Origin of the sequence: Nitrosomonas sp. sh817 (assembly GCF_030908545.1) — a bacterium.
In the GTDB taxonomy this organism is placed as follows: Bacteria; Pseudomonadota; Gammaproteobacteria; order Burkholderiales; family Nitrosomonadaceae; genus Nitrosomonas.
On sequence record NZ_CP133083.1, the window covers coordinates 2937858 to 2963551 of the forward strand.

Here is a 25694-nt window from a genome sequence, read left to right on the forward strand (position 1 = left end):
CATTGCTACAAGGTTTATCCATTGATCATTTCGCCGCGCAATGAATGCGCGCGCGCTTCGGTAATGCGCACGTCGGCGAAACCGCCGATCAACGCCGGATCCCCCGGCAAATTGACCACGCGGTTATTGTCGGTGCGCCCGGACAGCTCTTCGGGATTTTTCTTCGACGGTCCGTCGAGCAATACGCGCTGCACCGTGCCGACCATTTGCTGACTGATTTTGCGCGCTTGCTGCTGGATTTGCGCTTGCAAGCGCTGCAACCGTTCCAGCTTCACGGCTTGCGGCGTGTCGTCGGGCAGATCCGCCGCCGGCGTGCCGGGACGCTGGCTGTAGATAAAGCTGAACGATTCGTCGAAATTCATTTCCTCGATCAGCGTCATCGTCGCTTCGAAATCGGCTTCGGTTTCGCCGGGAAAGCCGACGATAAAATCCGACGACAGCGAAAGATGCGGACGGATCGCGCGCAGTTTGCGGATGATCGATTTGTATTCGAGCACGCTGTAGCCGCGCTTCATCGCCGCCAGAATCCGGTCGGAACCGGATTGCACCGGCAGATGCAAGTGACTGACCAGCTTCGGCAGGTGCGCGTACGACTGAATCAGTTGCGCGGTAAATTCTTTCGGGTGCGAGGTGGTATAGCGGATACGCTCGATACCGGGAATATCGTGCAGGCATTCCAGCAGCAATGCAAAATTAGCGATATCGCCATCGTCCATGACGCCCAGATACGCATTGACGTTCTGTCCGAGTAAGTTGATTTCCTTCACGCCTTGATCGGCGAGCACGGCAATCTCGGTCAGCACGTCGCCAAGCGGGCGCGACACTTCCTCGCCGCGCGTGTACGGCACCACGCAATAACTGCAATACTTGCTGCAACCTTCCATGATCGACACAAACGCGGTCACGCCTTCGGTACGCGCGGGCGGCAAATGATCGAATTTCTCGATTTCCGGGAACGTGATATCAACTTGCGAACGGCCGGTTGAGCGGCGGGTTTCGATCAATTGCGGCAGCCGGTGCAACGTTTGCGGCCCGAACACCACGTCGACGAACGGCGCGCGGCTGACAATCGCTTTGCCTTCCTGGCTGGCAACGCAACCGCCGACGCCGATCAATAAATCAGGATTGCGTTCCTTCAGATGACGCACCCGGCCCAAGTCGTGAAACACTTTCTCCTGCGCTTTCTCGCGCACCGAGCAGGTATTGAACAAAATGATATCGGCCTGCGCCGGATCGTCGGTCGCCTCCATGCCGTACGCGGCATGCAGCACATCCGCCATTTTCTCCGAATCGTACTCGTTCATCTGGCAACCGAAGGTTTTGATATAAAGCTTGTTACTCACGAATTCACCGACACTCACTTAAAAAAATAAAAACCGCCGTTGCGGCGCCGGCACTTGTTGGCCTTGGCTTTCCGCTTCCTTGACCTCATCCGGCGTCAGAATCCAAACCCGCTGCAAATAGCCGGTCATATCGAGCTGATAGCGGATCAACCCGGAATAGTTCGCCATCGTCGGCATGATGATCAGATTATCGATCCCGCGAATCTGTCCGCCCGGTCCCATGATAAACGACTGCCCATTGATGATGAATTCGGGAAACGATACCGCCGTCAAATTGCCGAGCTTGCTATCTTCCGGAAACTTACGCGTCTGCTGCGCCAACGCCGGTTGCGACAATAAAGCGCACAGCACCACGATTCCCCACCACCCCGTTCGCAGATTTTTCATCCGATCAGCACTCGCAAAGAAACCGCCGGAACTCGAGAAAACATTCAAGAAACATGGATTTGTACTCCAGACCGCCGCCAAGGCTTGAGGGCGTAATGATACGCGAAAGCGAAATTTGATAGCAATGATTTTGTCGCGATGAATGTCTTGTGCTTCCATTCATTGAAACAAAATGGCGCATTCCGCCGCGACGGTTGGTATATGCTTATTACCTCAATTACTGCACCCATCCACTCCAGCGAGGACAAAGCGATGACAAAGCCCGGTCAACCTGATGCCAACGAATTGAATATCCCGGAACCCGTCAAAACACACCCGGCATGGCAACGCCTGGAAGAACAGCGCAAGTGGTATGCAAGCAAAAGCGCATCCTGCAAAAATCGGTACCGGGGACTCCGGATTGCACAAGTCGCCTGCGCAGTGATGATTCCGGTTTTCAATCTGGCCGAACCGAGCATTGCCAAATGGCTGACCGCTTTATCCGGCGCTGCCATCGCGCTCCTCGCGGGCATTGAGCAGATCAACCAGTACTCCACCTTGTGGACAGCCTACCGTTCAACGTCCGAGCGCCTCAAGCACGAAAAATTCCTGTTCCTCTCCGCCGCCGGCCCGTATCGCGGCCAGGATGAACCCGCGCGCTTGATTTTGCTCGCCGAACGCATCGAAGAACAAATCTCGACTGAACACGCCAAGTGGATCAATGAAACCAGCCAGGTAATTTCTCAGGATAAGAAACAAAATCCTGGCGCATGACGCTGCGCGTGATGCCTCTTCCTATATCCTGAAAAATACAGGAAAACACTGATTAATTCGCCTGAGCAAGATGAGATGCAAGGCGGATGGAGCGCAAGAAACGAGACATATCAATCTGATAGGCGAGTTTTTGAGCACCACCCAACGCAGCAGATCGCTTGTGCAAGCAATTAATCAGTGTTTCCACAGATTACCGATGAATATATCTTTTATAGCGAAAGCATTTATCTTAAAATGGAATTTCCAAAATTCGCATGCCAGTTTTTCCGACGCCTCGAGACAAGGCAAATGATCTCATGGCGGCTCTGGGTACCGAACGAGAATTCAATGCAGATCAATCGAAAAGGATAAAAAAATGACCAAAAACCATTATTCAATACTGATTGCCGGAATTTTATCGGCATCAATCGCAATGTCTGCCAATGCAGGAACAGAATGGGAAATTAAAGTATTTGATACACACATGTCCTTCTTTGATATTAACAATTCAGGGCAATTACTCGGATACGATTCTGCAATTAAACGATATTTAATAACCGGACCTGATGGAGAAGGCATATCAAATATCACGGAATTCTCCAATAACCTTAACGTTAACGCTTTTAATGATTCCGGTCAGATTGCTGGTAGTTTTCTAAAAGATGGCAGTTCTCATGTATTTATTACTGGTCCCAACGGAACAAACATGGTCGATTTAGGTACTTTAGGGAAACATGGTAGCGCATCCGATATCAACAATTCCGGGCAGATCATAGGTCAATTTACTACACCGGAAAATAATACACATGCCTTTATCACCGGACCCAACGGGATTGGAATGACTGATTTGGGTACATTCGGCGGCAAGAACAGTTATGCATCCGCGATCAATGAATCAGGGCAAGTTGTGGGATGGTCACAAACTGCTGATGGTATTCCCCATGCTTTTATCACAGGCCCCAATGGCATCGGCATGACAGATTTAGGTACACTGCCCTACGATAATGCCAGTCAAGCTACGGATATCAACGATGATGCACAGGTTGTAGGATTTAGTGGATCCTATACTCCTACTCCTGATTGGGGTTATGTGTCGACAGGGGCATTCATTACCGGGCCCAATGGTGAAAATATGATTCCTTTGGGTGCATCATATACAGACTATCCGAAAATTAACAATTCTGGACAAGCAATATTTGATATCGAGGCGGGAATTTCCTTGTTATATAGTGATGGTGTTCTAACAATACTTACAGGATTACCCATTATTAGGGAAGCAGGTTTGATTGAAATAAATGCTCTAGGAATTAATGATAAAGGACAAATTCTTGGATTTGGCTACTTAAAATGCTGCAATCCGACGTCCTTCTTGCTTACCCCCATCTCGCCGGTTCCGGAACCCTCCGTCTACGCCATGCTACTGACAGGACTCGGATTACTCGGATTGATGGCATTCAGAAGAAACAGGCTGTTTAAGCTGACAGACTATTGATCCCGCAAACAGCGAGTATCGTAGCCCGTCATCTAAGCACTGAGAATCGCTTACGATTATGAATCAAGGCTTTTCCAATCCCGCCGGTTCAAACACCGCCAGCGATTCGATATGCGCGGTGTGCGGGAACATGTTGACGACACCGGCGGCGCGCAGTTGCCAGCCGCCGTTGTGTACCAAGATCGCGGTATCGCGCGCCAGCGTTTCGGGGTTGCACGACACATAGACGATGCGTTTGGGTTTGGTTGGCGTCGCCGCCAATGTTTCGGCGACGGCTAAGGCACCGGCGCGCGGCGGGTCGATCAGTACGCGGTCGATGCGGCCGTGGATTTGCAGCAGTTGATTCCAGTCATCCAGCGTCCACTTGAACAAATCGCGTGCAAAGAATGCGGTTTTTTCGGCCAGACTGTTTTGCTGCGCGGCTTGTCCGGCGCGGGCGACCAGCGTATCCGCGCCTTCCAGACCGATTACCTGGCGCGCGCGGGTCGCGAGCGGCAGGGTGAAATTGCCCAGACCGCAAAAGAAATCGGCGACGACCTCATCCGGTTGCGGCGCCAGCAGTTCAACCACGCGGCTGACCAATTGCCGATTGAGTTGATGATTGACTTGGGTGAAGTCGGCTGGTACGAAGGGCAGGGTAATGCCGAATCCGGGCAATTCCAGCGTCAAGCAATCGGCATCGGCGCTCAGCATCGGTTCGATGGTCTGCGGATTGCCGGGTTGCAGCCACATCGACACTTGATGCTTGCGGCCAAACGCGAGCAGCGCTTCGCGATCCGCATCAGTGGGCGGATCAAGCACGCGCGCGACCAGCACGATGGCTTGAGCGCCAACCGCCACTTCGAGTTGCGGCAGGCGGTCGCGTATCGACAAACCGGCGACCAATTCGCGCAGCGGCATCAATAAGCTGGAAACCCTTTCCGGCAGCACCGCACACGATTGCATGTCGGCGACAAAACCACGCACGCGTTCATGAAATCCGATCAGTTGGACACCCTTGCACCGCACGAAGCGCACCGACAACCGCGCCCGGTGGCGGTAACCCCAAATAGGGCCGTCGACCGGCGGCAGCAGGCTTTTCGGCCGGATTTTGGCGGCATGCCACAGTATGTCTTCCAGTGCTTGCTGTTTCAGTGTCAGTTGCGCCGCTGCATCGAGATGCTGCAACGAGCAGCCGCCGCACGCGCCTTGCGCGAAACCGAAATGCGGGCAACCTGGCGTTACCCGTTGCGGACTCGGTTGCAGCAGTTCGATCAGCCGCCCGATATGGTTGCGCGGTTTCGATTTCACCACTTCGTACCGGATCCGTTCGCCCGGCAGCGCGCCGTCGATAATCAGCGGTTTGCCGCCGTGCTGCGCAATTCCTTTGCCGTCGAGTTTCAGCGACTCGACATCGGTTTCGAACTCATCGGTCATGACAGTTTACGGTTAGGGGAACGCTGATTAATTGCCTGCGCAAGCGATTTGCTGCGTTGGGTGGTGCTCAAAAACTCGCCTATCCGATTGATATATCTCGTTTCTTGCGCTCCATCCGCCTTGCATCTCATCTTGCTCAAGCGAATTAATCAGTGTTCCTTAGGTTGATAAGACAAGCCGGTGTTTCAGTTCGCCGATCCCGCATCGTTGCCTGATTTACTGCCGTTGCAACGAATGGTAAACACATCGACCAAGCGGAAAACCGGCGATTTTTCCTGGGTAAAATCTTCAACCGGTTGATCGATGCCGATAACATAGCCGGTCAAGCTATCGTCAGTCAATTTGAAACGGATCATGTGCCGGTAACATTGGGAGCGGCTGCCGCCGCCGGCTTCGTTATTATGCCCGTTGAAAGCCAGCGCGACGGCGAAGTACCACCCCAGCCAAATGCAACTGAACACCGCGCCAGCCAAAAATGCAGCCAGCAACCGCCAGCCGCCGGTTTCGATAAGATCGCCCTGGGTGGCGGCAATCAGCGTGAAAATTCCAACAACCGACCACACCGCCAGCAGACAATACCCCAGCTTGGTTTGATCGCTCAATGGAAAATCTTTTTTTACCAGACGATCCAGCGTAAAAATCCGCCCGGCCAGCAACGTCACTGCAGCAACGGCGGCCGCGATAATCAGTAAGTGCATCCAGTCCGCGTAAAGCGCCAGGCAGACCGGCACCGTTAGCAACAAAAACGAGCACCAGGCTGCAATCAGTGCCAGCCGGATTTTACCGGCTGCTTTGTTGAACAGTTGCCCGCCCCAGAAATAGGCAACCGCGATCAAACCGGCGGTCATGAATAACCACACGATGATGATCAATAAATTGAATGTCATGACGGATGTCGAATAAGCGCCGTAACGCAACATGCCGGAAATCAGATAGGCGATAGCTAGGAGACCATATCCCCAGAAGGGCAATGCTTCGAAAACCATTTCCGGAGAGATTTTGATCTTTTCATAAAATTCAGCGGGAAAAACGGGGGTTTCGCGATGGGTTTTGTTACGCTGATTCAAAATATCCCGGTAGCGGCGGCTTAAACAAAGTAGTAAGACGGCAACGGCACCTAGCATTATCATCAGCAATCCGGCCATCAACGGATGCGGCGGCTGATCGTGGCCCATCATGAGCAGCATCAATAACACCGCACCGGCCAGCACCGGCGCCATGAATACTGCAACGCTTTTCCGCCATACATCGGATCCGGCTTTCAGGTTGGCTTCCAACGACAAAACCGGCGCCGTGACTTTCGCCATAAACTGCTGCAACTTGCCGGATTCCTTGCTCTCACCCGTTTGTTTCGGAGGGTTCGTGGCTTGCCACATGATGAACAGCAATGCAGCGAATAACACGATGGCGATCAAATGAAAACAATAGATGCTCCCGAAAAAACCGGCATTCGCTCCGGAAAGATCCACGTGCAGGGCCGATTGGATTCGTGACAATAGCCCGTCATTATTCGCAAGCGCCGGATGAAAACCGCTAAAAATTTGCTGGAAAACCGACGCCGTGCTTTGCGGGATCGTCACCGCAAAATAACTCAACAATGCCACCAGACCGCCAAACAACCAGATATAGCCGCCTTGCCAGACCGTCAACGGATTGAGCAAAGCTCGCGTGAACAACTGGTGCGAATCTTTGCGGTGCGGATAATGCTCGCGCCTTGGTACTTCCGCCATGTCGGTATGGCTCGGGTGCAGAAACGCGCCACCGCCGCCGGCAACCACCGACGCGTAATTGGCGGATGCGGCTTCATTTTGGCCGCTGCCCCAATAGCGCTCGTAATGATGCGTATCCCCGGCGATATCGAGGCGGCATTTACCATCATCCAATTTACCCGCGTGACTTTCGATGAAACTCGGCTCCAAGCCGAGGCGCTGGAAGGTATTCACCAGCGCGCCATCCGGTTTCGCCCATTTGCCGAAAACCGTGCTCGGTTCGGGAGTCACGACGATTAATTTTGACGGCGCGTGTTGTTGCAATTCCTGCTGTACGGCATCCTGACGGCTGCTATCGAACAGTTCACCGGTTTCGACCAGCCTTTTACAGAAGCTGTAGACGAAAAACGCTTGCTGGCGCTTGTCCATCTTGCCGTCCTGCGAATCGAGCCCCCATAGCCGCCAGCCGAATGGCAGTTCCATATCGATATAACTTGCCGCTTGGGTGCGGTAAAAACCTTTCAAACCGAGCTGCGGGTCTTTTTCATCGTTGGCGGTTCCCGTATCCAATGAAACCGGTTCGCGGAATTGCCGGTTGAAACCATCCAGTGCATCGTAATAGTCATGATTAGCGGGAATGCCGTAAATCGGCTGCCGGTTGACGGTTTTGCCATTTTTGATCAGATCGTCGTAGGCGCAATTGAACGGGGTTTGAAAACGTTCCATCAACGAAGCGGTATCGGCGACATGATAGGCGGTATCACCGCCGACAAACAGAAATTGCCCGCGCGGCAGCAGTTGCACGTGACTATCATCCCGCGATAAGGCGACGGTGTCTTTCGGCCTCTGAGCGCCGCTGCCATCGATCCAAATATCGCTCATGCACAAATAACCGATATTGTAGACAGCCCGCATGCCATCACCGGTGTCGGAAATGAAATCGAACCAGTAAGCATCTTGACCGGGGTCTTTCTGCGGTCCCTGAATGACCTCGGCTTTCATCCAGTCCTTGGGATCCTGCTTGTCACCCATGAAGGTATAAGCCGCGATCAATTTCAGCCCGGCCAGCAGCTCTCGCCCCAGCAGCCATTTGACAGGAGGTTTAAACTTGGATTCATTGCAATTGCCGGTATCGTTCATGGAAGTGGCCTTCGGTTCGGTGGTTTAAGGACAATGACGATGTTCGCATTCAAGAAAAGCCCAGGCATTGTAGCCGATATCGACTCTGCTCAGTATCGGCGCTGACACCCGGAAGAAATAAGTCCTCCGGGAAGTCTAGCAGGCCGTTGAAAAACTATCTGCGTTGCCGCTACGGTGTTAAAAACAAGCTCAAAATGCTCATTTATACCGCATAAACTGCGCTTTTTCGCCTGTTTTTGCCTTGTATCGGCTGCCTCGAAAACATTTTTCAACGGCCTGCTAGGGAAAGTTGCTCAGACTATCGCCAGCTCAGCACCACATACCGCGATACGTCGTCGTCCCGCACCAGCATCAATACTTTATTGTTGGCGCTGCTTTTCACCGCCTGGTCAAACTCGACAGCGTTGTTAACCGCTTTGCGGTTGACTTCGAGAATCACGCTGCCGCGGCTGATGCCGGCCATCATCGCGACCGATCCGGGCGCCACCTCGGTGACGATGACGCCTTTTCCGGGTTTGATGCCGAACTGCCGCGCCGTTTCGGCGGTAATCGATTGCACCGTGATACCCAGCTTGTCACTGGCTTGCGATCCTTCCTGCGCAACTTGCTTGCTGTCGGGAAGCTTGTCGATATTCACCGAAACCGTGCGCTGTTTGCCGTCGCGGATGATATCGAACGTCACTTTGCTGCCCGGTTGTTCCGCCGCAACGCGATTGCGGAATTCGCCGGTATCGCTGACCGGACGGCCTTGGAAATTGAGAATGACATCGCCGGGCTTGAGACCCGCTTTTTCAGCCGGTGAATTCTTGGTCACTTGCGCGACGAGAATGCCCTTGTCGGTGCTCAAATCGAACGATTTCGCCAAATCGGGCGTCAGCGGCTGGATCATGATGCCGAGGTACCCGCGCACCACTTCGCCTTTGTCGATCAATTGATTGGCAATGCGTTCGACGAGATTGATCGGAATCGCAAAACCGATACCCATATAACCGCCGCTGCGGCTGAAAATGGCGGTGTTCATGCCGATCACTTCACCGTCGAGATTCACCAGCGGCCCGCCGGAATTGCCCGGATTGATCGCTGCGTCGGTCTGGATGAAATCTTCATAATCGTTGATGCCGAGCGATGTCCGGCCTTTGGCGCTGACCACGCCGACTGTCAGCGTATGGCTCAAGCCGAACGGATTGCCGATCGCCACCACCCATTCGCCCACTTCCAGTTCCGAATAATCGCCGAGCGGAATCGCCGGTAAATCACTCGCCTCGATTTCGATCACCGCGATATCCGATTTCGGATCGGTGCCTTTGATAGTCGCAGCGAATTCCCGGCCATCGAGAAACTTGACGCTGATTTTGTCATTGCCCTCGACCACGTGATTATTGGTCAGAATATAGGTTTTGTTACCCGGCTTGGCGGCGGCAAATACGAACCCCGAGCCTTGTCCGACCACCGAACGCTGGCGTCCCGGTTGTTTCTTACCCGGTTCATTGAAGCGGGGCATGTCCGGAAAGCGGTCGCCAAAAAAACGCTTGAAAAAATCATCGCCGAACGGAAATTGCTGCCCGTCTCCAAACGGGATGCCAAACGGCGACATTTGCGCAGCCTCGGTTTCGCGCTCAACCTGGATCAGCACCACCGACGGCGACACCTTGCGCGCCACCGCTGCAAACGCCTTGCCGGTTTGCCGCAGACTTTCAACGCCGTTCCCTTGCGCCTGCAATTCGAGCGGCATCAGCAAAACGGCAATTAACACAATGAAAAAATTACGATAATGAATCATTTCTTGCTCCTCTATTCAAACTTCATGATGTTTCCAGCTTGCCATAATTGGGGATTTTGGTTGCAAATTACAAGCAAACAATGTGAAATCTTCAAACCTGGTAGTATTTTTTCATTTTAGGGGAAAACGCATGATCATTGTTATTTCACCGGCAAAAACGCTGGATTTTGAAACGCCGGCGTTGACACAAACGCACACGCAGCCGGATTTTCTCGACGATTCGGCGCTGTTGATCGATGCATTGCGGAAACTCGACCCCAGCCAAATCGGTGCGATGATGTCGATCAGCCCGAAACTGGCAACACTCAATTCCAATCGTTATTTCGCCTGGAAACGCCCGTTTACACTGAACAATGCGAAGCAGGCGATCTTTGCATTCCAAGGCGATGTCTATACTGGCCTGGACGCCGATACCTTGACGGATGCTGAATGGATGTTCGCGCAACAGCACTTGCGCATTTTGTCGGGACTTTACGGCGTGCTCCGGCCGCTCGATTTGATGCAGCCGTACCGGCTGGAAATGGGTACTGCGTTTACAAATCCGCGCGGCAGCAATCTCTACGAGTTCTGGGGCGATAAAATCACCCAGGCATTGAACCGGGAATTGCAAAAACAGCAGCATGCGATTTTGATCAACCTGGCGTCGAACGAGTATTTTCACTCGGTCAAACCGGACCAATTAAGCGCCCGCATCATCACCCCAATCTTTAAAGACGAGAAAAACGGCAAGTACAAAATCATCAGTTTCTTCGCCAAGAAAGCACGCGGCATGATGAGCCGCTTTATCATCCAAAACCGCTTGACCGACCCTGAAGGCATCAAGAATTTCACCGCGGCGGGCTATCGTTTCAGCGCGGGCGACAGCGGCGAGGACGGTTGGGTGTTTACCCGCGCCGAGTCAAAATCCGCCTAATGGCGCGCAGTATCGCGGGTTTTGGAAACATCATGGATAACCGTTCTTTCACCGAATTGGCAAAAAACTACGTAACTTTGTCCAATCATCACCAACTGGATCTGATTAAGCCCTTATTTGCCGCCGATGCGACGTACTACTCGGAATTTTTTGGCGAATACCGCGGCAGTGCCGCGATTCACGAGATGATGCTCCGCTTCTTCAGCCGCTTTCCCGATGCGCATTGGGACGTGCCCGGCTACCGGGAGATTGAAAACAACGGTGTCGAATTCGATTTCAAAATGTCCGGCAGCGATGCTGAATCCGGCGAGAAAGTGAATCGATGCGGTTTGGAAAAGATTTACTTCACGGCGGAAGGATTGATCCGGCATATTGTTGTGCTCAAACCGGAAAAGTAATACAGGCGCTGCTTCAAACGTAAACTGCAACCGACAGCTAACTAGAACTTGTTCAGATTCTGTGGAAAAACAATTTGACGCGTTCCCGGCAAGTTGCCGGGAACGGTTATCAACTTCGCCCGCTAAGGAAGTTCTGAAAAAGGTAGCGAGCAACGTTCAGGCAAGGCGAAATCAGGTGAAAAAGCGCAGTTTACAAGCAGTAAATGAGTATTTTGAACCTGATTTCAACACAGCATGGCCGAGCGCAGTAGTTTTTCAGATCTTCCTTAAGTTCCGATCACGCCGCCGTCATCCTTAGTAATCACAATCACCGAGGAACGGGGTTTGGCTACGGTAGTGCCGGTAAAGGTGGTCGGACCGTTATTTCCGTTATCCGGCCAGCTTGAATGATCGGTAAAGTTGGTTCGCCAGTCTTCACCCGGATGCTGGATGCCGACAAACATGCTGCGGCCATCCGGGGTCGTAACCACACCGGTTACCTCGCAGTTCGGCGGGCTGGTCAGAAAACGCTTGGTTTCGCCGGTTGCGGGATCGGCGCACATCATTACGTTGCCGCCGATATTGACCCAATCGCCTTTGGCGTCGCCTTGCTGATCGGTTTGAATCCACAAACGGCCGTCCCGGTCGAACCACAAGCCATCGGGCGCACCATAATCGTCACCGTTGATATTGCCTTTGTAACCGTCGGCACCGGTTGGATTGTAGCTGCCGCCCAGCATCTTGGCCGACGCCTTATCGCCGCATTGCGCGAAAATATCCCAGGTAAAGCCGCTGGCGCGGACATCGGCGCTATTTTCCCGCCAGCGGATAATATGTCCGTAATCGTTATCCGGACGCGGATTGGCGGCGTCGACCGGCGGATTGGAGCTGCCGGCGTTGCTGGTGCCGTCCACCTTGTTGCTGGATGCGGGCGTATTGCCGCGGCGGCTGTTATTGGTCAGCGTCATATAAATCTCGCCGGTGGCCGGATGCGCCGCGCCCCATTCGGGACGATCCATCATGGTCGCACCCAGGCGGTCGGCTGCCTGGCGGGTTTTAATCAATACTTCCGCCTGGCTGCCGAAGCCGTTCTCAGTCGTCAGACCATTTTGGCCCCATACCAGCGGCAACCATTCGCCGCTGCCGTCGGCGTTAAACCGGGCAACATACAGCGTGCCTTGATCCAGCATGTTGGGATCGGTGGCTTGCGGGTTGCCGCTCCATTTCTTGGCGCAAACAAACTTGTAAATATATTCGTTGCGCTCGTCGTCTCCCATGTAAAAAGCGACATTGTTATAGCGATCGATCACGACTTGCGCGCCTTCGTGTTTCATGCGTCCCATTGCAGTACGCTTGATCGGCGCTTTCCAGGGATTCGCCGGATCGATCTCGACCACCCAGCCGAAGCGATTGGGTTCATTAGCATGCAGGTCGGCGCGGAATCGCTCGTCGACTTCGTGCCAGCGGTAGCCGAAGCCGCCTTTCACCACGCCGTAACGCGTTTGCCCCTTGAGAATATCGAATTTGCGATCGATGTCCAACTCACCGGCAACATCGCCGGTTTCATTGGAAAAGTAGCCATTCCAGTTTTCTTCGCAGGCCAAGTAGGTTCCCCACGGCGTATAACCGTGCGCGCAGTTGTTCAAGGTACCCAGCACGCGTTTGCCGCTGGGATCGGCAGCAGTTTTCATGAGCGCGTGACCGGCCGCCGGGCCGCTGATCCGGCACGGCGTGTTGCCGGTTATGCGGCGGTTTAACGGCCAGTTGCGATTGATCGACCATTGATTGCGTTTCTTTTCAACCATGACGATATTGACGCCGTGCGCCGCTTGTTGCGCGCGCACCATTTCCAGGCTGATGGAAGTTGTGGCGTAATCGGCGGCCGGAGTGATATTGTTGACCAGCGGCGGGTCGCAATATTCACTGTTGCTGACCAATAATCCGCGGCTGTTGCCCGCCAATCCCGGTAACGGAAAATAATGCATGCCATCGGTATGCGCGCCGTAGCAATGCAACTGCGTCGCTTCGTCCATCGCCGAGACAGTATCCCAATGCGGTTCTTGAGTAATGGAATCTCCCCAGGAGATCAATATTTTGACGGTATAACCGTCCGGCACGGTTACGGCATCCGTCATCGGCACCAAATTCGGTGCCACCGGATTGAAACTGATCGGCGCAAGCGGAGATGGCGCAGCTTCGGCAAGGTTTGCCATGCCGCCAACCACGGTTGTTCCGAAAACAGTCACTGCGGTAACACCCGCGGTGGCGCTGGCGGATGACTTGAGAAAATCGCGGCGCGACACGGTATGTTGCTCGATAATATCCAACATCGATGGATTGCCGCTGTCATTGGTTGACGAATCATCGGTTTTTAATTTGCCATCCGGGTGTAAATTGCTACTCATGTTTCCTCCTTTTAATTGAGTCAAGGCCCGGTGGCACTTTAACCGAGGAAAATGGCAGCTTAATTACACTTGCATTAAAGTTTCCTGATTAGTTTTTTAATCGTTTAATGGCTACGAATAACGCAAGGGACTCGCGCCCCTCCCGGCCGGCAGCCGCTATCAGCTCAATACACTCACATCATCCCAACTGATTTGATCGGGCGCTACACCGACCAGGGTGATGGAAACATCCGAGCCGAAGTCGACGATGAAGTTGCTACCGTCATGCCGGATATTGCTGACGAAACTCGCCAAATGATCCTTCGACGTTAACCCCAATCCGGTATCAAACACCAGCACGTCGTCGTCCAGCGATTTAAAATCAGCAATGCGCAGATGCGATGCTTCGCGTATCACAAAATCGTCAGAACCGTTGCCGCCACGGCAATCTTCTCCGGACCGGACAGCTATGGAATCATCGCTATCCGTGGGGGAGTACCGCAGTGCTCCGGAAAATTTCGGCACAGCGCCGGTAGCATCGGATGAAACCTGCCATTGTTCGGAAACGCGGAAATATACCCCATCGCGATCGGTATCGGCGTAGCGGGTAATCTCCGTGCCGAACGGCTTGACCTCGGTGCGGACAACGTCGCCGTTGGCTTCCACGACATACGTCTCAGTACCGTCGTCATCGATGGATTCCGGTCTGACTTCACCATCTTTCAATTCATACACCGCGGTTACTTTTCCGGCCGCGATGTCGAACTTAAAAGCTTTGTGACTGCGTCCCGGAGAATCATCGGAAAGGCTCCAGGATTCGGAAATGCGCAAATACACCCCGTCGTCATCGGCATCGGCATAGCGGCTAATCTCGGTGCCGACAGCTTCCCGGTCAGTTCGAATGACATCACCGTTGGCTTGCACGGCATAAGATTCGCTGCCGTCGTCGTCAATCGGCTCCAGTTCCCACACGCCGTCGTCCAGTTCATACACGGCGGTTACTTTTCCATCGGTAATATCAAATTTATAGGCATCTGAACTCATTCTGTTCTCCTCAATAAAAAATCAAATCATAGAAACAATACTTCAATCAAACAGTCATCGTAAAACACTCAACTTTGCTACCTGGCACTGTTTACTGAGCCGGATTACGCTGCGCGGGGGTCAATTGTCCGCTCCAATGCGCCGGCAGGTTTTGCACCCAGCCGTTATAAACCAGCGGGATCGGCAGAATTCCTTGCCCGCCCATGCCCGGATGCGCGGAAATGGTGTCATCAACAGCAGTGTTACCCGCTGAAAATAACCCCACTGCGCCGACAATGGCCGCATCGGCTGGATTTCCATCGTTGTTTGGATCGGCGTCGACGATCAGCATTCTGTTCGAAAATTTGCTGGTAACGTAGGCATAATAGCCGCCGCCTTGCTTAGCGCCGTATTGCACGCCGTGACAGCCCGGATCGCACGGCAGCATGGCCACGACTTCATCGGTGCTGGTGTTCACAACCGTGATGGTGCCGGTCAATGTATTGGCGGTTACCATGTTTTTCCCATCCGGCGACACTGGTGTCTGAATCGGTAATGCGCCGACCGGACCGGAAATTGCGCCGCTGATGGGATTATAGTTTGCGATCAGATTGATATGTTTAATCACCCGGTGCGTATCCATGTTGACGACCGTGATGGTACTGTCGAGCAGGTTTGCGACATAATACTTGCTGGCATCCGGCATCATCCCTGTCGCCAATGGGTGACTGAGCGCACCGCTGACCGGCAGAATCGCTTCAATGCGATCGCTGTGGAAATTGTATTGCGTGGTATCGCCGTTCAGTACATTGGGCGTTACCATGATTTTGCCGTCATGGCTCATCCAATGCGCATGCGGGTTACCCCTGCCGATATTCACCCGGCGCAATACTTGCGTTGCCAGCGGCGTTAATTCCATTACCGAATCGGTACGCGTATCGCCATTGTTAGTCACATGAATCAGGTCGGAATCGGTCAACGTCATGACATGCGCCGGCGCTTCACCCACAGAAACATTGCGAATCAGCCGGCCGGTTGCGCGATCATAGACTGTCAGCTTTTTATCAAACCACTGCGTCACATAAATCACGTTCTGATCTTTATCGGTCCACATGTTATGCGGATTGTTCATTTTGATCGACGGCAACGCTACTTTGCGTTTGACCTGCCAGGAAGCGCCATCCACGGCAGTCACTGTCCCTGGCTTATCTTTTCCCAATGTTTCCTCGAATTGCGTAGCGACCCAAATTTCGCCTACCGCCGGTGTCGCTGGCTTAGACAGAGGTTTGAGCGCAATATCATTGCCGTAACGGGTATTGAGTACCGCTGGCAAGTTCACAACACCAATGTCGGCGCGCACATCGACATTCGGGTAGGTAATATGCCAGGGCGCATTGCTTGCATAGTTCTGCCAGTTTGCCGGATTGGTCGCGATAAAGAAGGTGCGCAATAACCGCGTGGCCAGATCGCTGCTGCTGGGAATCTTGATACCATTGATCAGACTGAGATTGGCCCCGAGATCCAAACCGGTAGTGCTTGGATCGTCAACGATGACCGCACCGAACATATACGGATGGATACTGCACGTAAAAACATACAATCCCGGCGTTGTCAGCGTCAAACTGTCGCCGCCTTTCTTGGGTTTGGTGTTAAAGGGCATGCCGGCCGCTCCAGTCGGATAGATCAAACTGGTGCGGGTATGCACGGTATTCGAATTACCGGAAAAATTGACCCGCACACCGGGTGCCGCTATGGCGATCGAACGATTGCCCGCAACTGCCGCGCCGGTATCAAACCAGCGTCCGGGATGATCGGTGAGCGCAAAATTGACTTCGTTATCACCTGCAAAACCGGTATTCGCCGACAACAATGTCAAGCATGAGGCAAACCAGACAATTGCGGCATGAGCCTTCTTGATCTTGGATAATTCGAACATAAAAATCTCCGTTACTTTTAGCTAATGGCTTTAAATCAATCAGTTTGTGTTTCACCGGGAAACGATCGGTTGCGATTCTATCGACGCATCACAGTGTGAAAATTTCCCGCATAATTGGGACTATACGTGGGAATTATTTCCATGTCAACATTTGTGTGACTATTTCCCACAATACGCTATAATACTTGGCATTCTCAAGTAAAACTGCAATTCACCCGTGAGTCATTTTATGCATGGCGTTCGTAATAATCATTCGTACTCAACCGCGCTGATCGTTGCTTTGCGCCGGATATTGCGGCCATTTGTCAAACTCATGCTGGCAAATGGCATCACTTTTCCTTTTCTATCTGAATTACTAAAGGGCATATTTGTTGATGTTGCCGACAGCGAATTTAGGATTGGCGGCAAGCCTTCGACTGATAGTCATCTGAGTTTACTGACCGGCATACACCGTAAAGATATCAAGCGGCTGCGTTCTTGTACGCATAGCAACGCCGAAACAATTCCGCAAGCGGTATCACTAGGCACGCGCCTGATTAATTTATGGACCAGCGATCCGCGCTTTCTCGATGCCAATAACCAACCTAAGCCATTGCCGCGTTTTTCCAAAGAAGGCGGCGAAATTTCCTTCGAGGGATTGGTCGCCAGCGTCAGTTGCGATATCCGTTCGCGCGTCGTGCTGGATGAATGGCTCAGGCTGGGAGTTGCCCACTTCAATGACAGCAATCAAGTCTGCCTCAATACCGCAGCATTTATCCCGGCCAATGGATTCGAAGAAAAAGTTTATTACTTCAGCCATAACTTATACGATCATGCCGCGGCTGCAACCAGTAATCTTCTCGGCGGCACCTCGCCTTTTTTGGAACGGAGCGTATCTTACGATCGGCTCAGCGACGATTCAGTCAAAAAACTTGCCGGTATCTCAGAACAGCAAGGAATGAAAGCGCTACTCGCCATCAACAAAGCAGCGATGACGTTTGAAAAAAACGATGCCGGCAGTGATGAGCCGCAGCATCGCATGACATTCGGCATTTATTACTACACCGAACCGGTTATATCCGGGAAATCAGCCGGCCGGAAAATTGAAGAAACATCGCACACACCAGACGATCACTCCCAAGCCGGATGAAAAATAATCTCTTGACCGCCTTACGTCTCATCATTGCTCATATCGCCAGCGCTGCGGCCATCACCTTATGCTATTCGGACAGCGGATTTGCCAAGAATAATTGCGACAGCCATGCGACAACAATCAATCCGGCGATTACCACGCATGCGGAATCCGGAATCGGCGGTACCGGCATAACCACCGCCGGATCGGGCATTGGCGGTACCGGGATGCATGAAGGCGGAATTGGCGGCACCGGCAACCTCGCAGGCGGAATCGGAGGAACCGGTCAGGTTGCAAGCGATGGCGGCATCGGCGGCACCGGAATTATCGGTATCATCACCGGATTTGCCAGCATCTGCGTAAATGGTATCGAGGTGCATTACGACAACACCACGCCGATTCAGGTGGATGGCCGCTCCGCAACGATTCGCGACTTGGCGGCAGGGCAACTCATCGCGGTTCAAGCACTCGGAGGCGGACAAGAACTTACCGCGCGTCAAATCGCAATCATCCATGCCGCGGCAGGTCCGATCAGCTCGGTCGATCATGAAAAAGGTGAAATGCGCATATTAAATCAATCGGTTCAAATTACCCGCTTGGAAGATCGCGGCAGTCTTTCGGCTTTGAAAGCCGGCGATTGGGTGCAAGTCAGCGGCCACCGGTTAACCAGCGGCGCGATTATTGCCTCACGGATTGAAGCGATACCGCCACGGCTGGAAGCCAAGCTGACCGGCTACATCACGCACATCGACAGCCAAGGCTTCGAAGTCAACGGCACGCGTGTCGATTACAGTACGCAACCGGCAACCGCGAATATCTCCCGCGGCATGGAAATCGCCGTGGCCGGCCACTGGAATGGCGCCAGCTTGCATGCTGAACATCTCGCGTTGGAGCCAACCCGCCAGAGCATCGGAAACGTTCAGCATATTGTTATCGAAGGCTATATCCATGCGCTCGATGACAAGGCAATCAACCTGGGCAACCGGATTGTGACATTGGATTCCAGCACCCAGATCGCAGGCGCTTCAAGGAGCGACCTGCGGCCTGACCAGCGCATTCAGATGACCGGCCAAGTGGGATCGGATCAACGCATCACGCCGGAGCGGATTGAGATGAAGCAGGAGCAGCCGTTGCATCTTGAGCAAAGAACCGATCACGGCGCTGCCGGCAATGATCATCAGAATCCTCAAAAATCCTCCAAAATCGAACCGGAGCTGAAGTCCGCCGACGGCGATAAAGATGAAAAAGATCGCAGCGGCAAAGACAGTGATCAGAAAAATTCCGGTCATGACGGATTAAAAAAAGAAACAGATCAGCACTCTGATAACAATCGCGATTCCAGTGATCAATCGCGCTCGAAGGATCATGACGCACCATCCGGGGATGAAAAAGAATCCAGCCGTTCAGAATCACCGGAACCGCTAAAATCGACCGGCAACACCCAGCACGAAACGCGGGACACCAGTGATGCGTTGCACAATAACGACAACCCAGACAGAGTCGATCGCGACCATAGTCTACCCGCCGATCGAGATTCCGGTCATCGCGATATCGATCATATCCGCGATCAGGTTCGCGATATGGATATCCGGGAAAATGTGAGAGACCGCAGCGATCATCACGACCGGGACTTCGGTCCTCGCGATAGGGATTTTGACAGATAGTTTAGGGAAGCGCCGATTAACTCAACGAACGTGATGAAGAACGAAGCGCACGGAACGCAACAACCGGGACATATCAATCGGATAGGCGAGGGAGTGAGTACCGCGCAACGAAGCAATTCGCTCGTGCGGTCAATTAATCAGCGCTTCCTTAGTTTGTCTAAAACTCAAGCACTAACACTGGATTATTCAAGTATATAGTCAGCATTAAAAAATATTCCATTTACTTTTCAATGTAATATATTTATCCTGTGTAAGACAAATCGTATAGAATATGTAGGAAATTTTGCGTTTCCATTATTGGCAGATGAATCTACCTTTCCCGGATTGTAAGAATGCAAACCGCTGCCGCCCATAATATCCAGTGTAATCATTTTCAGTCTTCATGTACCGGTCCTTATCAGCGCAGGCACTTGCAATCCTTTTATTAACTCCACCCGCAACACTTGCCAATGGCCTGAGTTTCAGCACCGCCACCGACTTCACCACGGGTAACTACGGCGGCGCCAGCCCAACGGATATCTGGTACGTTCCTTTCACGGCTCGTTACGACAAGGATCGCGCATCCTTCCGGTTGGTTATTCCTTATCTCCATATCACCGGCCCCGGAAACATATTGGGACCCGGTATTGGCGGCATCGATGGCCGCGGAACCATTATCGGCGGCGGTTTTACCGGAGCCAGTCCGGGCAGCGGCGGCGGCATTGTTGTTTGCGATGAAAATACTGAGAATTGCTCGGGTGAAAACCCTGGACGAAGTGAAAACAATTCCGGCCCCGGCGGGGGCGGCGATGACGACGATTCCGGTGGCAGCGGCGATGACAGCGATGATGACTCAGGCTCCGGTGATGGTGGCGGAGACGATGATGATGATGATTCAGGTTCCGGTGGCGGCGGAGACGATGACGATGATGATGATGACTCAGGTTCCGGTGGCGGAGACGATGACAGTGATGATGATTCAGGCTCCGGTGGCGGTGGGGACGATGACAGCGATGATGATTCAGGTTCCGGTGGCGGTGGCGGCGATGACAGTGATGATGACTCAGGTTCCGGTGGCGGAGACGATGACGATGATGAGAGCCTCGGCAAAGCCTTATCGCCGGTAAGACTAGGTAAAATAGCTGCATCCGGTCTTGTAGGCGGCATTCCCCTGGGAGGACCGGATTTGCCGAGTTCAACACGCGCAGGCTTAGGTGACATCATCGCGGCATTCAGCTACAACCTTATCGATCACGCACCGAGCGGCATCATTTTTGATGTCACCACGCGCTTAAAAATACCTACCGCAAGCGAAAGGCTGAATATGGGAACCGGCAAGGTTGATTTCGCCATTCAGGGTGATTTATTTAAAACCATTTCCAAGTTCACACTCAGCGCAACCTTAGGATACCGGATTCTGGGCAATCCATCCGGAATCACCTTTCATAACGTGGTATACGGTGGTGCGGGCATTGGTTACCGGCTGTCCCCCGCGGTTACGCTCGGGACTAGCTACAATATGGGACAATCGCCGGTCAGATTGGAGGACAGCAGGGATTTAACATTCTATCTGTCACAACGGGTAACCGATCATTTCAGGTTGAATATTTATGGGTTACGCGGTTTCTCGGAGCGCAGTCCTGATTGGGGCGGCGGCATCAATCTGCGCTATGTTTTTTAGAAACCAGCGCATGTGCCAGCCTATACAATCGCACTCACGGGCGCAGTAAACCATCCGCCTTACGCTTAGCCAGCAAGCAAATGAGATCGCAGCCGATATGCGCTGCCGCTAGCGCGGTGATTTGACTGTGATCGTAAGGCGGCGACACCTCGACAACATCCATACCGGCAAGATTAATCGCAGTCAGCCCGCGAATAATGCCAAGTGCTTGCGCGGTTGAGAGACCACCGCAAACCGGCGTGCCGGTGCCGGGTGCGAAAGCCGGATCGAGACAATCGATGTCAAAGGTCAAATAGGCTGCGCGATTACCCACAATCCGCTCAACCTCGGCGATAACCGCATCAGTACCGTGCCGGTGCACCCAAGTTGCATCGAGGATATGAATACCCATGAAATCATCATTCCAAGTACGAATGCCAATTTGTACCGAACGCTTTGGATCAATCAGGCCATCCCGGACAGCCTTATAAAACATCGAACCGTGATTCAATGAACTCGGCGACTCATCTGACCAGGTATCGCTGTGGGCATCGAAATGGATTAATGCCAGCGGCTCTCCAAATTTCTCCGCGTGCGCTTTGAGCAACGGGTAAGTCACATAATGATCGCCGCCGAATGTCAACATACGCGCCCCGGAACCCAAAATATGCCGGGCATGATCGGCGATCGCCTCGTGTATCGTCATCGGATGATGCACATCGAGATAGCAATCGCCGTAATCGATCACCGCCAGATTTTCAAATGGATCGAATCCCCAAGGGTAAGGTTTGAGAGAAGCCACTTCTGCCGACGCCAGACGGATTGCTTGCGGCCCGAAACGGGTGCCGGAACGATAAGTCACTGCCAGATCGAACGGAATACCGCTGATCACTAATTCCGCTCCGCTCAAGTCTTTGGTGTAATTGCGCCGCATAAAAGATAGCACACCTGAAAAAGTCGGTTCGCGCAGCATGCCATAAGGATGGTCACGCACGATCGCGCCATTGATCTTGATTGAGTCATCGCTTGTCATAAGGGGGGTTCCTTGCATAAATTTCACGGTCAATTCGCGATTTCGAATCCCAAGTTATCCATAATATGGTTTTGCGCGCAACAGATTCAAGTGCTGCCGCTCAAATAAAAGGCCGGCTGTTGGATCTCTATGACGGCTTGACGTTATAATCATTACGTTTTAGCCATGAATGTTTCTGAACGTTATGCAATTTCCAATCGACTGCAAACATATTGTGACGATGTTGCTGACAGCGGGGCTGGTAAGCGGCTGCGCTTCGATGTTTTCCGGCGGCTCATCGCCCGGTACTGACACCCGGGATTATCGCGCGCCGAATCTTAACGCAGCTTATAACAGACCCTATAAAGTCAAAGGGGTCACCTACTATCCATTAAGGACCGCATCCGGTTATCGAGAAATCGGCCACGCTTCGTGGTATGGCTCGGAATCCGGCAATCGCACTGCCATGGGAATCCGTTTTGTACCGCATGGTTTAACCGCCGCCCACAAAACACTGCCGCTACCCACCCGGGTCAGAGTCACCAACTTACACAACGGCCGCTATGTGGATGTCATCGTCAATGACCGGGGGCCTTTCAAAAAAGGCCGGATTATTGACTTATCGCACGGTGCCGCGAAAAAGATCGGATTGCACGGCATTGCCAAAGTGAGAGTCGAATACCTGAGCGATAAAATCAGTCAAATTGAAAAATAATCCGATTGAATTGCACTTAAAAAGCATGCTCCTAAGTTCGACTTAAACACTATTTTCAAAGATATATCATCACATTACCTCTTTAAGCGATTCGCAGAGTTGTTTAGAATGAACAGACAACATTAGTTTCTCTGAAAGGTGGGTAAAACAATGACGACACGGAATATACCGCCTGAGCGTGCTGCGGCGATGCTATCGCTGATCAAGGAATTTCAATATCTAGCACCCGGGGTCATTGAGATCATCGCCGATGCCTGTCAGTGGCATCGCTACGAAGCGGGCAGTGAAATCGTACGATATCATGATCATACCAATAGTGCTTTTTTCATCGTGCAAGGTGAAATTCGCGTGATGTATCACGGACTATCGGGGCAAGAAGTTATTTTGTGCGATTTACTGACGGGTGAAATGTTCGGTGAATTGACAGCGATTGACGGCCACCCGCGCTCAGCCACTGTCAAAGCAAGAACCAGCGTATTGCTGGCATCGATGTCGGCAACCGATTTCCAAGACCTGATCTACTCCAACCGCCAGATTGCGGAAACCATTCTTAAGCGCTTAACGGGCCAGGTTCGCCGCCTGACCGAGCGCGTTTATGATTACAGCACCCTGGCGGTCCGCAACCGTATCCAGGTGGAATTATTACGTCTCGCAAGGGATCACGTCACTTCTGCAAACACCGCCATCATCTCTCCCGCGCCAACGCAAACTGAAATTGCGAATTTAGTGAGCACTCACCGGGAAGCGGTATCGCGGGAGCTGAATAATCTGGTCCGGGATAAGTTGATTATGCGGCAGGGGCACGATTTGCATATCCTCGATGTCGCCAAATTGACCGAAATGGTCAATGAAGTACGAGGCGGTTTCTAATCTGAATCTTTTCGCCACAACGCCTAATTATTTGTGAGGGCACGCCTAAATGTGGCAAACTGCGCTGTCCAATTAAATTACGGGTATTTTATTCGTGTCCCCCTACGAACTGTTCATCGGATTACGTTATACGCGCGCAAAGAAACGTAATCACTTCATCTCGTTTATTTCATTAATTTCCTTGATGGGCATCACGCTGGGAATGACAGCGCTGATTACCGTCATGTCGGTAATGAATGGTTTTCAGAAAGAAGTTCGCGCCAGAATTTTAGGGGTCGCGTCGCATGTTCAAATCGGCAGTTACCAGGGCAATGTGCGCTATTGGCAGCAAATTGCGGACGAAGCAATCCAGCATCCGGCGGTAGAAGCAGCGGCGCCTTTTGTCAGCGCTCAAGGAATGGTATCGCACAATCAAGTGGTGCAGGGCATTCTGGTGCGGGGAATCCTGCCGGCAATGGAAGATAAAGTTGCTGATTTTTCCAAGACGATGGTCAGCGGCAAGCTTGATGATTTGGTGCCGGGAGAATTCGGTATCATCATCGGCATGGAATTGGCACGCGCCATGGGCACATTTGTCGGCGAAAAGATTGTATTGATGGCGCCGCAAGGTCAAGTGACACCGGCCGGTATTCTGCCCAGATTGAAACAATTTACCGTCGTCGGAATTTTTGAAGTGGGTCATTTCGAATATGATTCCGGTCTGGTGTTGATCCACATGTTCGATGCGCAAAAACTCTACCGCATGGAAAACGATGATGTGTCCGGCGTGCGCCTAAAATTAACCGATTTGTTTCTGGCGCCTAAGGTAGTGCAAGAATTACCCGCGATGCTGTCAATCGATAGTTATATCAGCGACTGGACGAAACAGCATGCAAACTATTTCCGCGCCATCCAGATTGAGAAACGCATGTTATCGCTAATTCTGGCGTTGATCATCGCGGTTGCCGCATTCAATATTGTTTCCACGCTGGTGATGGCGGTCACTGATAAGGAATCGGATATCGCGATTCTCAGAACGCTGGGCGCCAGTCCGCGCAGCATTATGAAAATATTCATCGTTCAAGGCACATTTATCGGTGTCTTCGGTACCGTGCTCGGCGTCGCCGGCGGTATGCTGCTGGCGTATAACGTCGGCGAAGTGGTGGCGTTCATTGAAAGCCTGTTCAACGTGCAATTCCTGTCGCGTGAAATTTATTACATCAGCAAGATCCCAACCGATCCGCAGATGGCGGATATCACCACCGTTGCCGTCACTTCGTTTGTCTTGAGTCTGCTGGCAACCATTTACCCCAGCTACCGGGCTTCCAAAGTTAATCCGGCGGAGGCGCTGCGCTATGAGTGATACCGTCATTGCTTGCCGCAATCTGACCAAACAGTTTTCACAAGGCGATTCGACGGTACCGGTGCTCAAAGCGGTCAACCTGGATTTACTGAAAGGCGAAATGCTCGCTATTGTGGGTGCTTCCGGTTCCGGCAAGAGCACCTTGCTGCATGTACTGGGCGGATTGGACGCGCCTACGAGCGGAGATATTAGAATCCTTGATCATGACATCGCTAAAATTAGTGAAGAGGAACGTTGCAGGTTGCGAAACCATTCGCTTGGTTTTATCTATCAATTCCATCATTTGCTGCCGGAATTCAGCGCACTGGAAAATGTCGCCATGCCTTTGCTAATCCGCCGCTTAACCACCGAAGAAGCCTATGATCGCGCGGCCGATATGTTGAAACTGGTTGGTTTAGGTCATCGTTTTACGCATACCCCTGGTGAATTATCGGGCGGTGAGCGTCAACGTGCAGCCGTTGCACGCGCATTGGTAACGCACCCGGCTTGCATCCTGGCCGATGAACCAACCGGAAATTTAGATCGGCAGACTGCAGAGAAAGTGTTCGATCTGATGCTGGAATTAAATCATAAAATCAGCGCCAGTTTGATTATCGTGACGCACGATCAACGCTTGGCCAATCGCGCTCAACGAATCTTACAACTCATTGACGGTGTTTTATGTAATGTCTCCGAGTCGTAAATATAATATCAATCAAATGCCTTCATA

At 52.4% G+C, this 25694-nt stretch carries 20 protein-coding genes; 11 read left to right on the forward strand and 9 right to left on the reverse strand.

Annotation, left to right across the window (positions count from 1 at the left end; translation table 11 throughout):
* Positions 1 to 14: 14 nt before the first annotated feature.
* Positions 15 to 1343, reverse strand: coding sequence for a tRNA (N6-isopentenyl adenosine(37)-C2)-methylthiotransferase MiaB (gene miaB, locus RBH92_RS13950; RefSeq protein ID WP_307932600.1), 1329 nt, complete (start codon positions 1341 to 1343; stop codon positions 15 to 17).
* An 18-nt stretch (positions 1344 to 1361) separates the two neighbouring features.
* Entirely contained in the window at positions 1362 to 1889 is a 528-nt protein-coding gene (locus RBH92_RS13955; protein ID WP_307932601.1) for a hypothetical protein, read from the reverse strand.
* A gap of 93 nt (positions 1890 to 1982) precedes the next feature.
* On the opposite strand from RBH92_RS13955, the gene RBH92_RS13960 reads away from it, so the two are divergent.
* Both RBH92_RS13960 and RBH92_RS13965 read left to right on the forward strand, forming a co-directional pair.
* Positions 1983 to 2483, forward strand: a complete 501-nt coding sequence (locus RBH92_RS13960; protein WP_307932602.1) for a DUF4231 domain-containing protein — start codon at positions 1983 to 1985, stop codon at positions 2481 to 2483.
* Positions 2484 to 2838: 355 nt separating this feature from the next.
* Positions 2839 to 3954, forward strand: a complete 1116-nt coding sequence (locus RBH92_RS13965) for a PEP-CTERM sorting domain-containing protein (RefSeq protein ID WP_307932603.1) — start codon at positions 2839 to 2841, stop codon at positions 3952 to 3954.
* Between the two features lie 63 nt (positions 3955 to 4017).
* Here RBH92_RS13965 and rlmD read toward each other — a convergent pair whose 3' ends face one another.
* From rlmD to RBH92_RS13980, 3 genes are all read right to left on the reverse strand, one after another.
* Complete coding sequence (gene rlmD / locus RBH92_RS13970) at positions 4018 to 5370, reverse strand: 23S rRNA (uracil(1939)-C(5))-methyltransferase RlmD (RefSeq protein ID WP_307932604.1); 1353 nt, start codon at positions 5368 to 5370, stop codon at positions 4018 to 4020.
* 185 nt (positions 5371 to 5555) lie between these two features.
* Positions 5556 to 8219: a hypothetical protein gene (locus RBH92_RS13975; protein ID WP_307932605.1), complete on the reverse strand. Its 2664-nt coding sequence runs from the start codon at positions 8217 to 8219 to the stop codon at positions 5556 to 5558.
* A 298-nt stretch (positions 8220 to 8517) separates the two neighbouring features.
* A complete protein-coding gene (locus RBH92_RS13980; protein ID WP_307932606.1) occupies positions 8518 to 9999 on the reverse strand; it encodes a DegQ family serine endoprotease in 1482 nt (493 codons plus the stop codon).
* Between the two features lie 130 nt (positions 10000 to 10129).
* Here RBH92_RS13980 and yaaA point away from each other — a divergent pair, with 130 nt between their 5' ends.
* Both yaaA and RBH92_RS13990 read left to right on the forward strand, forming a co-directional pair.
* A complete protein-coding gene (gene yaaA, locus RBH92_RS13985) occupies positions 10130 to 10912 on the forward strand; it encodes a peroxide stress protein YaaA (RefSeq protein ID WP_307932607.1) in 783 nt (260 codons plus the stop codon).
* Between the two features lie 32 nt (positions 10913 to 10944).
* Entirely contained in the window at positions 10945 to 11310 is a 366-nt protein-coding gene (locus RBH92_RS13990; RefSeq protein WP_307932608.1) for a nuclear transport factor 2 family protein, read from the forward strand.
* A 266-nt stretch (positions 11311 to 11576) separates the two neighbouring features.
* Here the strand turns inward: RBH92_RS13990 and RBH92_RS13995 are convergent, their stop codons facing one another.
* The 3 genes from RBH92_RS13995 to RBH92_RS14005 form a co-directional block, all read right to left on the reverse strand.
* A complete protein-coding gene (locus RBH92_RS13995; RefSeq protein WP_307932609.1) occupies positions 11577 to 13694 on the reverse strand; it encodes a PhoX family protein in 2118 nt (705 codons plus the stop codon).
* Positions 13695 to 13853: 159 nt separating this feature from the next.
* A complete protein-coding gene (locus RBH92_RS14000) occupies positions 13854 to 14717 on the reverse strand; it encodes a hypothetical protein (protein ID WP_307932610.1) in 864 nt (287 codons plus the stop codon).
* Between the two features lie 91 nt (positions 14718 to 14808).
* On the reverse strand, positions 14809 to 16632 hold the full coding sequence (locus tag RBH92_RS14005; protein ID WP_307932611.1) for a copper oxidase: 1824 nt from the start codon (positions 16630 to 16632) through the stop codon (positions 14809 to 14811).
* Positions 16633 to 16861: 229 nt separating this feature from the next.
* Between RBH92_RS14005 and RBH92_RS14010 the strand changes: the two genes are divergently transcribed.
* The 3 genes from RBH92_RS14010 (at position 16862) to RBH92_RS14020 (ending at position 21067) form a co-directional block, all read left to right on the forward strand.
* Positions 16862 to 17761 carry a DUF6502 family protein gene (locus tag RBH92_RS14010; RefSeq protein ID WP_307932612.1) on the forward strand — a complete coding sequence of 300 codons (900 nt, stop codon included), beginning with the start codon at positions 16862 to 16864 and terminating at the stop codon, positions 17759 to 17761.
* Positions 17758 to 19407: a DUF5666 domain-containing protein gene (locus RBH92_RS14015; RefSeq protein ID WP_307932613.1), complete on the forward strand. Its 1650-nt coding sequence runs from the start codon at positions 17758 to 17760 to the stop codon at positions 19405 to 19407. Before RBH92_RS14010 ends, RBH92_RS14015 begins: the two co-directional genes overlap by 4 nt.
* A 382-nt stretch (positions 19408 to 19789) precedes the next feature.
* The gene (locus tag RBH92_RS14020; RefSeq protein WP_307932614.1) at positions 19790 to 21067 is read left to right on the forward strand and encodes a hypothetical protein; all 1278 of its coding nucleotides are present in this window, start codon (positions 19790 to 19792) and stop codon (positions 21065 to 21067) included.
* A gap of 34 nt (positions 21068 to 21101) precedes the next feature.
* On the opposite strand, the gene speB is transcribed toward RBH92_RS14020, so the two are convergent.
* The gene (gene speB / locus RBH92_RS14025) at positions 21102 to 22079 is read right to left on the reverse strand and encodes an agmatinase (protein WP_307932615.1); all 978 of its coding nucleotides are present in this window, start codon (positions 22077 to 22079) and stop codon (positions 21102 to 21104) included.
* A gap of 184 nt (positions 22080 to 22263) precedes the next feature.
* On the opposite strand from speB, the gene RBH92_RS14030 reads away from it, so the two are divergent.
* The 4 genes from RBH92_RS14030 to lolD all read left to right on the forward strand — a co-directional run bounded on the left by RBH92_RS14030 (position 22264) and on the right by lolD (position 25667).
* Positions 22264 to 22773 carry a septal ring lytic transglycosylase RlpA family protein gene (locus tag RBH92_RS14030; protein ID WP_307932616.1) on the forward strand — a complete coding sequence of 170 codons (510 nt, stop codon included), beginning with the start codon at positions 22264 to 22266 and terminating at the stop codon, positions 22771 to 22773.
* Between the two features lie 150 nt (positions 22774 to 22923).
* Complete coding sequence (locus RBH92_RS14035; protein ID WP_307932617.1) at positions 22924 to 23643, forward strand: Crp/Fnr family transcriptional regulator; 720 nt, start codon at positions 22924 to 22926, stop codon at positions 23641 to 23643.
* Positions 23644 to 23737: 94 nt separating this feature from the next.
* Positions 23738 to 24985: a lipoprotein-releasing ABC transporter permease subunit gene (locus RBH92_RS14040; RefSeq protein ID WP_307932618.1), complete on the forward strand. Its 1248-nt coding sequence runs from the start codon at positions 23738 to 23740 to the stop codon at positions 24983 to 24985.
* A complete protein-coding gene (gene lolD / locus RBH92_RS14045) occupies positions 24978 to 25667 on the forward strand; it encodes a lipoprotein-releasing ABC transporter ATP-binding protein LolD (protein ID WP_307932619.1) in 690 nt (229 codons plus the stop codon). Before RBH92_RS14040 ends, lolD begins: the two co-directional genes overlap by 8 nt.
* Positions 25668 to 25694: the final 27 nt, after the last annotated feature.